This window comes from Flavilitoribacter nigricans DSM 23189 = NBRC 102662, from assembly GCF_002646595.1.
GTDB classification, from domain to species: Bacteria; Bacteroidota; Bacteroidia; order Chitinophagales; family Saprospiraceae; genus Flavilitoribacter; species Flavilitoribacter nigricans.
On the sequence record NZ_PDUD01000001.1, the window covers coordinates 108,933 to 121,913 of the forward strand.

Annotated in this window: 5 protein-coding genes; 4 read left to right on the forward strand and 1 reads right to left on the reverse strand. The window is 53.5% G+C overall.

From position 1 onward, the window contains the following. The first annotated feature begins 2 nt into the window (after positions 1-2). The 4 genes from CRP01_RS00445 (at position 3) to CRP01_RS00460 (ending at position 11,848) form a co-directional block, all read left to right on the forward strand. Positions 3-1,055 carry a YihY/virulence factor BrkB family protein gene (locus CRP01_RS00445; RefSeq protein ID WP_099148007.1) on the forward strand — a complete coding sequence of 351 codons (1,053 nt, stop codon included), beginning with the start codon at positions 3-5 and terminating at the stop codon, positions 1,053-1,055. Between the two features lie 112 nt (positions 1,056-1,167). Next, positions 1,168-2,262, forward strand: coding sequence for a putative type IX sorting system protein PorV2 (locus CRP01_RS00450; protein ID WP_449401857.1), 1,095 nt, complete (start codon positions 1,168-1,170; stop codon positions 2,260-2,262). A gap of 453 nt (positions 2,263-2,715) precedes the next feature. Continuing rightward, on the forward strand, positions 2,716-7,908 hold the full coding sequence (locus CRP01_RS00455) for a hypothetical protein (protein WP_099148009.1): 5,193 nt from the start codon (positions 2,716-2,718) through the stop codon (positions 7,906-7,908). Between the two features lie 76 nt (positions 7,909-7,984). Beyond that, the gene (locus tag CRP01_RS00460; RefSeq protein ID WP_099148010.1) at positions 7,985-11,848 is read left to right on the forward strand and encodes a hypothetical protein; all 3,864 of its coding nucleotides are present in this window, start codon (positions 7,985-7,987) and stop codon (positions 11,846-11,848) included. 77 nt (positions 11,849-11,925) lie between these two features. Here CRP01_RS00460 and CRP01_RS00465 read toward each other — a convergent pair whose 3' ends face one another. Continuing rightward, positions 11,926-12,936, reverse strand: coding sequence for a DUF4340 domain-containing protein (locus CRP01_RS00465; protein WP_099148011.1), 1,011 nt, complete (start codon positions 12,934-12,936; stop codon positions 11,926-11,928). Between the last annotated feature and the right edge of the window lie 45 nt (positions 12,937-12,981).

The following is a 12,981-nucleotide window of genomic DNA, read 5'->3' on the forward strand; positions in this document are numbered from 1 at the left end:
AGATGTCGAAGCGAAGCAACGTATTTAAAAAACTGGGTGAATTGGTCGACCGCATCCGCGAATGGATTGTAACCAATCCTTTGCTGGTGGCCTTGCTGGACTGGGCTAAAACCCATTCGTTGCCCGGTTTTTTCAAAGTTCCCCTCTACGATGTAGTCGTCTTCGTTCTCCGGGAAGCACAGCGTTTTTCGCTTTCTATCCGCGCCAACTCTATAGCCTTCAGTTTTTTCATTTCCCTTTTCCCCGCCATTCTGGCCCTGTTCACCCTGGTGCCTTATTTCAGCAGTATCATCTATTCATTCCTACCCGGAGAGGAAGATTACGTTACGCTGCTGGTGGACGAACTGGATCAGATCATTCCCGGGGTGGATGTGAATATTACGGACCAGGAGGAACTGGAGGGGACCATTGAAGATAACATCTTTACCCAGACCCTGAGAGACATTATCGACAGGCCACGCTACGGACTGTTATCGCTCGGTTTTTTTCTGGCCCTTTACTTCGCTTCCAACGGGATGATCGCCATGATGCAGGGCTTTGAAAAATCCTACGACCGTACCTTTAAGAAACGAAGCAATTTCCGCAAACGAGGGATAGCCATTGGTCTGACCTTTTTGCTGGGTTTTCTGCTTTTCGCTTCCGTGCTGTTGATCATTATGGGTAACAGCATTATCAACTGGCTCGATGCCTATATTAATTTCGACTCTTTTGTCCATACATCCATCACTTTGCTGCGATGGACGGTATTCATTCTGCTGTTCTACACCGGTATTTCCATGATCTACCGTTACGGAGCCCCTACCAAAAGGCGTTTCAGCTTTTTCTCACCGGGAACTACCCTGGCGGCCAGTTTATCTATTTTGTCCTCATTGCTATTTTCTTTTTATGTAGAGAATTTCAGTCAGTACAACCGCCTATACGGTTCTATCGGTACCATCATTATACTTTTGCTCTGGTTGCAGATCAACGCATTTACCCTACTCATCGGCTTTGAGCTCAATGCCAGTATTGCGGTCAACCGGGACCTGAAGGAGATAAAGGATGAAGAAGACTAAAAGCGCCCGGAATTGTAATGCAACCGTCGTTTGGGCCAAACATCCGACCGGCTTACACTTAAGCGGCCCGTTTGACGTTCTAAATTCAACACAGAAAATTACGGATCAGTATATGCTATCAGGTTCTACACTAAAACGTTGGCTACTCTTGCTGCCTTGCTCTCTTTTGCTGGTTTTGGGCACTGCCCAGAAATACAGTAACGAATTTCTCTCCATCGGTGTCGGAGCCAAAGCCCAGGCCCTGGGCGGCGCGGTCGTCGCCGGCATTGATGACGTCACGGCGGGAGCCTGGAACCCGGCCGGTCTGGCTGCCCTGCGGGCCGATCAGGGCCTGCAGCTGGGAGCCATGCACGCTGAATGGTTTGCCGGGGTCGGCAAATTTGATTTCATTGGTATGAGTCTGCCCATGGGCAATGGAGATCGCCGTTTCGGACTTTCCTTCATCCGCTTCGGGATCGACGGCATTCCCAATACCCTGAGCCTCTACGAAGAGGACGGCACCGTAAACTTTGATAATGTCACGGAATTTTCCTCGGCCGATTATGCCTTCATCGGCACCTACGCCCGGCGGATAGAAAAGGGCAACGGCCAACTGCTTTACGGCGGCAACGTCAAGGTCGTTCACCGCAAGATCGGCCCCTTTGCCAATTCGTGGGGTTTCGGTGCGGACCTGGGGCTTCAGTATCATGTCGGCAACTGGCAGTTCGGCGCCTTAGCCAAGGATATTACCACCACCTTCAACGCCTGGTCTTTTTCCTTTACGGAAGATCAGAAAGAAGTGCTGGCGCTGACGAATAACGACATTCCCATCAACAGTATCGAGATCACCAAGCCCCAGCTGATCCTGGGCGCCGGCTACCGGATGGACCTGGGTAATGCCGGATTGCGCCCGGAACTGGATTTCATCATCACCACCGATGGCAGACGAAATACCCTGGTCTCTTCTGACCCCTTCAGCATTGATCCGGCTCTGGGGCTGGAATTCGACTATCGGGACTTTCTTTTCATCCGCGGTGGGGTCAGTCAGTTTCAGCGAGAAACTGACTTTATGAACGAAGAACAGCTTACTACCCGTCCCAGTCTGGGTATTGGACTGAAGATCTCCAAACTCTACGTAGATTACGCCTTTTCGGACATTGGTGACCAGGAAAGCCGCTTTTCCCATATTATTTCGCTCAAGCTGGATATCGTCCCGAAACAGCCCTGATCACCGCATCGGCCGGCCGGCATCCAACCGTATTTGCCTGGGATGGCCTTCCCCGATCGGTTGTGGGGAAGCAGTTAAATTAGTGCTCCTAAAATTTGCCGGGCAGGCACAACAATAAAATAAATAAACGGCACGTTCATAGACAAACCCAACAACATTTGCCTTGACATCTCCCAATAAAAATTATAATTTAGGCTAAATTTCTCGCAAAAACGCCCTTCTTAAGAATATTGCGAATACATACGCTCTTGGGTCTATACTTTCTATCGCTATCATAAAATAACCATTTACCTAATTATTATTGATTTGACCGGTATGTCCGGTTGAGACAATAGGTCCGTTATCTCCCGTTCGGGATTTAAGCGGTCCATCCTAGCTATATTTCTGGCACTCCATACTGAGTACGGATTGCCGGCTATACCAATATTTCACATCGTCCCTATTGATCGTATTATGAAAACCGACACCTTAAAACCACAACTGGCTCACCTGGTCGGCCATTTAAAAGCACCGGGTAAACAAAAGATTGACAAACTCCATCAGGCCCTGGCGGATCAGCTGGTCCATCAGGAACTCTCCGACATGCTGGCCCGTCCGCTGTCTTTCGAGACGGCTGACGCCTTTTCCCATCCGGCCGTTCCCAGGAGGCTCAAAGACCGCCTGGAAAAGGTCCTCAAGAAAACCGAGAAGAAATCCAAGTCGAAAGATCCCGAACCCGAATACCGGGTATTTCGCCGGGAAACGCCACTGGTTACCGATCTCGGGCGCGGCGGTAGTCCGGCCTGGGCCCGGGGTGCCGTTCCGCATCATTCACTAGGGCCCTACCTGGGTACCGACGGCCGGCAATTCTGGTTTGATTTTTACCCCGTGGTCAAGATCATCAGCATTTATGCGCCGAACAACCCGGATCCTATTTTACTGTTCCCGGTAAAAGAGGATAAACTCAGTAGTACCCTCAGTAACCCTTCCCGGGGCAGACAACTCTTCGATCTCGAATCCGGCAGCTTTTATATTCTGGGACGACTCTTCAACCCCAATGTACCGGCGGCACAGTACGCCGGTCTCCAGATCAAGGGCGGTAAAGTGGCCCTGAAGGGGAAACTCACCAACAACCACGGCAAGCTGATCCTGCAGAACGGAGCCAGCCTCGAATTTCAACTGCAACTGGACGACAAGGGACGAACCAAGAGTAAAACCAAGAAAAAAACCGGAAGCGATTTCCTAAATGCCGATCTCAGTCTGCCGGATAACTTCGTATTTACGGTCACTCCGCAGTCACTCACGATCAACAAACTGGGCAATGCCCGTTGGAAATTATACGGTGAGGAAAACAAATTCAGCTGGGATAAATCTCAATCACCATCTTACCATACTACACTTTCACAGGTGCTGATCCCCATGCAGACGGCAAAAGGTGAATTCAACGTAAAAGAGTCCCTTTCACCTTTCTGCCAACTGCAGGGTTCCGGCCCGATCAGTCAGGTTGCCTGGGCTTTGCCCGTTTCCGCTATCGACACCCAAAAACCGACCGCGGCCACCGGAAACGGTGGTATTTTGTTGCAGGCCAAATCCGGACTGCAGGCAAATTGGCGGAATTTACAGGCGGGTCCGGTAGCCTTGGCTGCTCCTTCCGTTTTTCTGAACCATCAACAACTGGCGATCAATGACCTCGCGGCCGGTAACATTTACGCCCACCAGTTGTACCAGCTCTGGCCGGAAGAAGATGGACAGGAATACAGCACGCTGCATTTGCAGTATACGGATGCCTTTGCCTGGTGGTACGTGGCCAATGCCGAGCAGGAATTGATGGGCGTCGCCGCCGATGCAGAACTGCGGGGAGATCGTCCGGTTGAAGTAGACGGGCAACCACTGGCCGTCCGAACCAAAGCCTCGCTGGTCTTATTCGGCTACAATGATGAAGAGCAGACGATCGCGGTGTACGACGATAATATCTTATTTGACAATTATCTACCGAACGATCCGAGCACCTTACCGGAACCCATGGGCATTGCCATCCGGAATGCGTTGTTCACCACCACACCAGTCAATGGATTCTTCCTTTTTGGGAAGATCGATCCGGACGAAGCTATCATCACGGAAGGCAACAGCCTGCTGAGTATGGGACTGTACCACTACCTCCCTACTCTGCCCCACCCGTACGCGGCCAACCTGGGAGTCATTGAACGACAGCTTCCACCCATCGACGACCGGGCTTATCTGGCCGGTACGAATAATTATCGGACGCAGGTGACCCAGTTGCTCATCGCTCAGGTGAAATGGGCGCCGGACGACACCCAGGAAAGCGGCAGTTCGGTAGAAACGAATTTTCTGTTGGCTCCCCTACCCTCCGGCGGTTTCAAACTGCCGGATCCCGATTCCGTCACCCGGCCGGTATCCGATAATGTAGTGAGCCCGGCCCGCAACACCTATACCTCTTTCGCGAACAATTTTTCCGGAGAAACGGGAGGCCCGGCCACCCACGCCGCTGCCGCTCCCAGAGAATCGAACGAAGGCCAGTGGGATGACTACTTTGACGTACTGACTAATGAGACTTTTGCCCTGTTGGATGTTTCCACTCAGGCCGATCTCATGGGAGTCAGTTTCAACTATATTGGTGAGGAAACCCATCTCTTCATGACCACCTACGATGTGGCGGAAGATGGAGAAAACGCAGCGATCCTGCAGATCAAAGGACTCGACCTGAGCACCCAGGCGCGCTTCGCCCGGGCCTTTACCGTACCTCAGATCTCCTGGGAGCCCCTGATCAATCTTACGCAACCGGCGATTGCCGGCGACCCCGTCGGCGGCTGGAACCTCTATCCGAATGACGGCGGACCGACCCGCTTCGGGACCACCGGCTCCGAAATGGTACCATTGGAACCCGTTCCGGTGGTGGAGCATCTGGTCCATTCCTTCCACGATGAGAACAAACCCAATAGCGCTACCTGGGCCCTCTTTGCGCTACCCTTCGGCATGAAGGCGTTTGCTATGCTGCAAAGAAGCAACGGGCAGATCAAAAAAGATACCGACCTCCAGCTTTTACAGCCCTTATTCCCGAATGACCTGCGCGGAGGCCTGCAGTTACAGGCTTTATCCGGACAACCGCCGAACGAAGGAGAAGATAACGTTTTCCGGGGGGCTACCTTCCAGCTGAATAACGTTTTGACAGCAGCCGGTCAGGAAACCTTCGCCTATACGCTCGGTGCCCTGGTCTCCGAAATATTCAACCGGGAATTCATGCTCGATCCCTTCCCGGGTATCCGGGACCGGGGTGTCCCTCTGAAGCGGATCGACTTTTCCGGTTACGGGGCCAGTACGATGAGCGACTGGCGGAATAGCAATGCGATGATCGCCCAGACGAGTCAGGCCCGCTTCAATGTCTTTAAAGGGCGGACCGCGCACGAAGTCATCCAGGTCCGAAGCCTGATCTATCCCTGGGGTATCCGGGTGGTCCGCACCATTACGATCTTCCGGGTGAGCACCGGCTTTGTTTATCGCTTTGACAGCGGCTGGCAGGCCGAAAGCGACGGCCTTTTTGATTTTTCCTACCGGGTACCGATCGAGGACGGGAATCCGAACGTACAAAATGTGGTAGAAGCCCGGGAAAGTCCGTACGAGATCCATCCCGGTGTTGTCCGGGGGCTATACAAAGTGCGGGAGATCATCGATACGGATGACATCCTCCCCTACGAACCGATCTGGAATAAAAGCCAGAACGGTGCCCATCCGCTCGACCGGACTTTCATCAATGAAGACAAAGCCGAAGAGGCCGTTACTTCCCCGATGTCCGTCGAGGTCAAGTTGGCTCCGGTTTATTTTGACGCCGATGTCGAGATCGACGGCCTGGTCCAGGGCGGCACCAACGGGCGGGTACCATCTAAAAAGATCCTCGGTTTCGTCCAGGTGGCACCGGCCGCACAACCGCTATCTCCGGCACTATTCCAGGGCCTGCTCAACTATCAGTTGGGAGCGATCGGCGGGAATCTGGACTGCACCATTGCCATGGCGGAAACCCAGCAGCTTATGCGGATCAACCGCTTTGAAATGAGCCCATCCGTAAAGGCCGGCAACAATCCGGCCGATCCGATATTTGCGGCGCTTGCCCGGGGCTCAGTGATCCTCCCGAAAGACGGTTCCTGGAGTATGGTCCAGCAGGCAGAGAGCAACGGTGAGGTCAGTCCGCTACCGGACGCTTCCAGTCTGCCGGTAATCCGGATCGGAAAAATGGTGAAGACCCAGAAGCAGGATTCCGAGGGCAATACTTATTTCGAAATGGCCCTGCCGCCGGCCAACACCAACGAAAAATGGAGACTGGCCAACGCTATTGATCTGCTCCGACCGCCGCAAACCGATACGGTTAATTTCGGTTTCCTGCAAAACACGGGCACCCAGAAAGCCCTGTTCCGGGTTCCGGCCTTCCAGCGTGGGGTATCCAGCCTGATCAGTGAAGTGCCCGATTTTGCCGACGGTTACCGACTGATCAATTCTACCGGCATATTCCCCAATATTCAGGATGCCATTCCGATGCCTCTCAACGGATCGGTAGTGGACATACTGGAGGAAGGCTTTCAGATGATCCAGGGGAATATTCCCAAGGAGATCGAGATCCCGCTACCGGCCGAACCGCTGGTACTGGTTGACGAGCAGCCCTACCTAAAGATTTATATTGAATACAAGGACGACAGCTCCAACGGTAAGCTCAATTTCGGCCTGGATGCCCTCAGCCAGGACACCGGCAAAAAGTGGCTGTCCAAAATGGATAATATTCGTATGGTGGTCGATCTCGGTCCCATTGAACGGATGTTGATCGTAAGTGGGAAGTTTGATTCGGAGAAAGGAGCCGAACCCGGTTTCATCAATCCGGTGATCAAGTTCAACGAAACCTACTTGCAACCCATCATCGATCTACTCACCATTCTGTCGACCCTGAGTAAAAACCCCGCCGATCCGGCCAGTTACGGGGACCTCCTGCAGAAAGGTCTGGAGATCGCCATGAGCAACACTGCCGATAGCTGGGAATACCGCATGCACGCGGTGAAGGAGATCCCGGTGATCAAATTCCCGCCGCCGGCAGTCGCCTCGGCCGCCGATCCGCTGAAGATCGAAGCCGGTCTGCGCGTGGGATGTTATTTCAACCAACCGTTCAGGCTGACCACCGATATCGAGCAGCTGCTTCCGAGCGCAGGAGCGTTCCTCGAATTCTACGGTCGCCTTTCGGTAATGTGCGCCAGTGTAGGCGCCGCCACGATCTACGCGACCGGTTCTGTCAATCTGGCGCTGGCGGCCGATATCAAGCTCGGCCCCACGCTCTCCATGAGTTACGGCTTCGGAGCGGAGATCATCGTCGGCCTACCCGTAGCCGGCAACGTCTCCCTGCTCTTTATGGTTGGGGTAGACATCTACATGGACCAACAGGTGCTCGTCGTCGGAGCCTTTCTGCTCTTTAAAGGAAGGGCGGAGATCCTGGGCGGCATTGTCACGATCCAGATCATGATCGAGGCCAAGGGCTCCATTACCAAAAACATTAGTGGTCCGGATCGTACGGAGATGTTGGCACAGGTAACTTTCGCCATCGACATCAGTATTGCCTGGGTGATCAACATCAGTTTCTCAGAATCCTGGCAGGAAACCCGCCAGGTAGCCTAACGCCTGACACCCGGCACCTGACACCTGAAAACTGACACCTGACACCTGACACCTCCAGACTCCTAAATCAAAAAAAATGAACAAATTAAATATACTGACCTTTCCCCAAAAGCTTGAGAACGGCAACATCAGCCTCAATGTATTGATCGTACCCGTCGATCAGGGCTTCGACCCTTTACAACCTTTAGCCCCATCGGCTATCCCCTTTGCGGAAGCTGATATACAACTGGAAGCCAGAATTATCGACGGGCTACAATTCTTTCCGCACGAGGCTGCCGCAGCCGGTGAACGGCCCATACTGGACTATACCGCCAGTACGGTAGATAAACCCTCTATTTACCAGGAACTGGGCAGTCAATTCAACGTTAGTCCGGCCTTTCACAAACCGCCTCAGGTACGCCCCAATTTTTTTGTAAGAAAATACCTGCCGGAAACCTACCGGAACGCCTTCAATTTTCACCGGCCGATCACGGAAAATGCTCTGATCGACGATACTTACCATTGTGCCATCAAAGACAAAAAAGGACCGAATCCGCTATTTGTCGAAGACACCAATGCAGTAAGCTGGGGTAAGGTGATCGCCTACTGTATGCGCCATCCATTGCTGTCGAGGAGTATGGGTCTGGTGTACGAAACCAGTCTGACGCTGCAAAATGACTGGTTCGACCAGGGCGGTTACCTCTACGTCAGCCTCGGCCCGGATAGTTCCTACCGGCAGGAACTGGATAATGATCCCACTTTCGTAAAGCACTACGCTGCCCGCATTCCCATCCTGGAAAACGTTAGCGAGCGGACCTTATTCGCCCCCAATCTTTTCCCGGTCTTGTTGACCAATCCTCCGGTACCGGACGGCAATTACGATACCATCTTCCAGGAGACCAGTCAGTTCGACGACGGTTTCACAAAGATCGTACACGCCAACCAGCCGATCAGTGCCGATCCGCTGGTAGAAGGCGATCGGGACCTGGAAAATCCGCCGGTATACGAGCAGGGTGTACTTTTCGCTTGGGATGACGAAAATGCCGTGATCCGCATGAACCGTCTGATGCAGGAGAATCCGGATCAGCCCGGTAGCGGCCGGCCGCTGGACGCGCCGACGGGTATCCATGCCTACCGGGTCGATGTACGCCTGGAGGGCGACACCAACTGGACCTCTCTGGTGCGGGTGCATAGCAAGACGGATCTGGCCGTCGGCGATCAAAACCTAGGTAGTTTCAGCGGAGAGCTCGGGGTGGAGGTCCATCCCAACCAACTGGACGGATACACCAACGAAAGCCATTTCTGGCTGCCTCATTACTTCGCCGGCTGGAACGGCCAGTCGATGGTCTTACCCGATGAGGAAGCCGCGGAGATCTACCAGCTACCGCAGAGTACACTCGGAAAAGGCAGCAGCAATCTAGGAAAACTCTACCTGCCCGAAGGGCTGGACAATATCACTTTGAAATACGGCAATCACTATGAATTTCGGGTCCGGATGACCGATCCAACCGGTGGCGGACCAACCATTACTGACGAGCCGGTGTACGAAGCTCCTTCCCCTGTTGCCCCTTGCCACTTCCGGCGATTCGTCGTTCCGGAAGCCCTGAGGATCGAAGCTTTACCGGCCGTCAGTGATGTACCTTTCCAGCCGGCAGGAAATGTGCTGCAGGTCAACAGGCCGTTGCTGGGATACCCGTCGGTTGTGTATACCGACAAATACCAAAATGTTTATCAGGCCCTGAAGGATGCAGCGACGGCCGAATTGGCCAAAGCGGAAGCAGACGAAAAAACCGATTCCTTTGGATTGCCCGATCCGGATGTCGTAGCGGTAGAAGTGATCGTAGAGATCCAGACCCTGAAAATGGATACGGTGGATTCTGTGAGCGGACGGGAAAACTTTGTCCATTACTATACGACCCAACGAAATTTCCCGGCGGATTTTGCCGATACGCTGGATATCCCGCTTACCTATCTCGATGCCTTTACGCTGGATTTTTCCAATCCCTTAAATCCGGGAAAAGACATCATGGGAACCAGTCTGGAAGATCTGCACGAGCAAAATGACCTGTTGCTGCCTACCGGCAGGAATATACGCCTGACCCTGCGAGCAGTGGGAGAACAGAATCTGGAGTACTACGGACACGAAGCAGCGCATATCGGCAAACCGCTCCAGTTTTTGCTCCGGGAAGCTTCCACTAACGAAGAAGATCTTTACGTAGACGATGCGCTCAGCGCCCAGATCCAGGGGATCTATTTGCAGCCCGATCCTAAAGCCGATTACGACGGCCGGTTCACCAGAGTGTTATTCGGTCGGCGCAGTCAGGATAAACCCTCGGATATGATCCAGCGGTTCAGCGACCAGTTGAATGTAGACCGGAAAGGACTGACCCTGCTGGGCACTCCCGGCCAACGGCTCCGCTTCGGCTGTTCCCGGGCTATCCGCCACACGCTCTCGCCGGAACATTCCAGCATTACCTTCGCCAGTAAGAATGAATTATTGAACCACTGGCTGGTGGTGATCAAGATCGACCTGGATCGAGACTGGACCTGGGATGCCCTTTCCGAAAGAGGATTCGAAGTCAAAAGAACAACTAAATTCCAGGGACAGGACAGCCCTCACGAAACCGATAAAGTCGTTGGGGACATCGTGCCGATGAAAACAGCCAGCCGGGTGGAACTGACCCATCCGGATCGCGACCACACCACCCTTATCTTCATCGATGCCGTAGAACCTAAACCCGCGAATGACGGATTTCCCGATGTACTGGAACTTTCCTACGAACTGGTACCGCATTTCCGGGATGAAAATATACCAAAAAGCGACAATTGGTCGGCAGATCTCAGTCTTCCCGTCACTACACCACCGTCCCAGGTACCGAAAATTGTTTCGGCCGGGGTGGCCCTTTCCCCTTATCAATACGATGATGGGTACGCCAATACGACACCACGACGGAAATACCTTTGGCTGGAATTTGCCGAACCAATTGCCAATCCGCAGGATGCCCTCTTCGCCCGGGTACTGGCCAATTCACCCGATCCGTTGCTCGCTCAGGGCAATCGCGGTGAATTGTACATCGCTCCCGAAGAACCCGCGCTGCCCATTGATCCCGAATTAATGCGGGTGATCAGTCCGGGCCAGAGCGACGATCTGGCGGGTATGGGTGCCATGCAGCGAATGGAAAAATCATCCGATTCCGATCTGCACTACATTCTGCCCCTGCCGCCGGGTATGGACCCGGAAAACAAGGAACTGTTCGGTTTCTTCACTTACGAATTCCGGGTGGGGCACGCCGATGTCTGGTCAACCGCACAGGGGCGTTACGGACGGCCATTCCGCACGACGGGTGTTCAGCATCCCGTTCCGAACTTATTCTGCAATGTGAACCGGGATGATGAAAAGATGTATGTCAATGCGCCCTACGCTTCGGCGGTTTTCCGGGGCAAAAACGTAACGGCCGATCCACCGCGTACGGAGATCTGGTGTCTGCTCTACGCCCAGGTGCACCAGGCCGACGGTCAGGAACACCGAAACATTCTGCTCCACGAGCGACCACTCCAATTGATCGACCGGGATCGGGTATTCGGCGATCCCAAAACGGAAGTGCCCGTTAAGGCCGTCCGGAATAAAGACCGGGTTCTGGTCGGCATCACCGGCTGGACCAACGAACAGATCCGGTTCCTGCTGCGACGGCTGGGCTTACCGGCAGATTCGCCGCTCAGTGTACTCTGTGTGGAAATGATGCCGCGACTGTCCTCTTTCGTGCGGGAAGGCCGTACACCGGGGCCGGTGGGCGTAGCGCATTCTACCGGAAGTGATTTCAACATTGCCGGTATGAGCGACCACGCAGCAAGTGCAGCGGTGGTACAGGATAATGTGCGGCCACTCAGTGCCCAGCTGGGGCATTACCGCATTCTGCGTACTTCGCCGCTGACTGCGGTACCGGCAGTCTGTTGCTGTTAAGTGGAACATCAAAAAAGTGGTAAGCCGTTTCGTTACAGCTTTCCACTTTTTTATTGGCCCGTCTCAACTTCTTAGCGCTATTGGAAAAAGAAAGAATAAGGCCGGAATAACTTGCGGAAAACCACCTCCTGCACTACCATGAAATCGCCGCCTTTGGTGAGCACGCTGAATCGTTCCACCACATCTCCGGTCGGTTCGGGGATGCCCGTGTCGGGATTCAGTATGGCCTTCGGATAACGCGGAAAAAAATGTGCTTCCTGCAGGTCCCCATTCCGTTTTTTCAAATGGATGGAACAGAAGGGTAACTGATTGCTGAGCGAATCCCGCTGGGGATTGCTATTCTGGAAAGTTTCGGCGAAAATAGATTCGAATTCCGTAATGTAGGTTTCCACCGCTCCCTCCTGCTCGGGGCGGTTGATCACGGGAGTGATATCGTAGAAAGGAACTACCTTCCAGTCGCGACCGTCGCGCTGGATCCGAAACGACTGGCTCTTTTGCTGGGGATATTCGACGGCCACTTCTTCAATTTCATCCATCTCCGCCCGGAAAACGGCCTTATCCCGCCACTGATCGCCCGTCAGGTCAAAACGTGCCCGCAGATTACCCGACCAGCCGGGAATGTGAGCGATATAGGGCTGATCAAATCCCTCCCGGATGATAAAAGTGCCCCGCTCATCCTGGGTCGTTCCACCCAGGTAATAAGCCATGACTTTCTTTTCGCTCCGGTTATAGATCTCCACTTTCAGGCCCTGCGTCGACAGACTTTTCACCATATTGGGTACCGCAGCGGCCGGTGGTTTGTAATTCATTTCCACCCGGCTTACGGCATCCAGAAGGTTATCCACTGCATTATCGTAGGCCCGGTATTGTCCGTTGACCACCCAGTAGCCGTTGGTACTGCGTTCCAGCGTGGTATTGGTACCGTAGCGATCCGCCAGAAAAATCTTACCGATCTCTTCCGGTTCGACCTTAAAAGTGCGTTCTTCCCGCAGCAGCGACGATTTATCCGGCGTTCCCTGGTAGAAATACCATCCGGTCAGACCGGCAAGCAACAGAAAAACGATGAGTAAAATATAAGTACGGTTCATTATCTTCAGACATTTAGCAGCCTACAGCTCCGATTCAGGAAACTG

Coding starts and splice junctions, on each gene's coding strand:
- CRP01_RS00445 (WP_099148007.1), top strand. CDS start 3: ATGTCGAAGCGAAGCAACGTATTTAAAAAACTGGGTGAATTGGTCGAC.
- CRP01_RS00460 (WP_099148010.1), top strand. CDS start 7,985: ATGAACAAATTAAATATACTGACCTTTCCCCAAAAGCTTGAGAACGGC.
- CRP01_RS00455 (WP_099148009.1), top strand. CDS start 2,716: ATGAAAACCGACACCTTAAAACCACAACTGGCTCACCTGGTCGGCCAT.
- CRP01_RS00450 (WP_449401857.1), top strand. CDS start 1,168: ATGCTATCAGGTTCTACACTAAAACGTTGGCTACTCTTGCTGCCTTGC.
- CRP01_RS00465 (WP_099148011.1), bottom strand. CDS start 12,936: ATGAACCGTACTTATATTTTACTCATCGTTTTTCTGTTGCTTGCCGGT.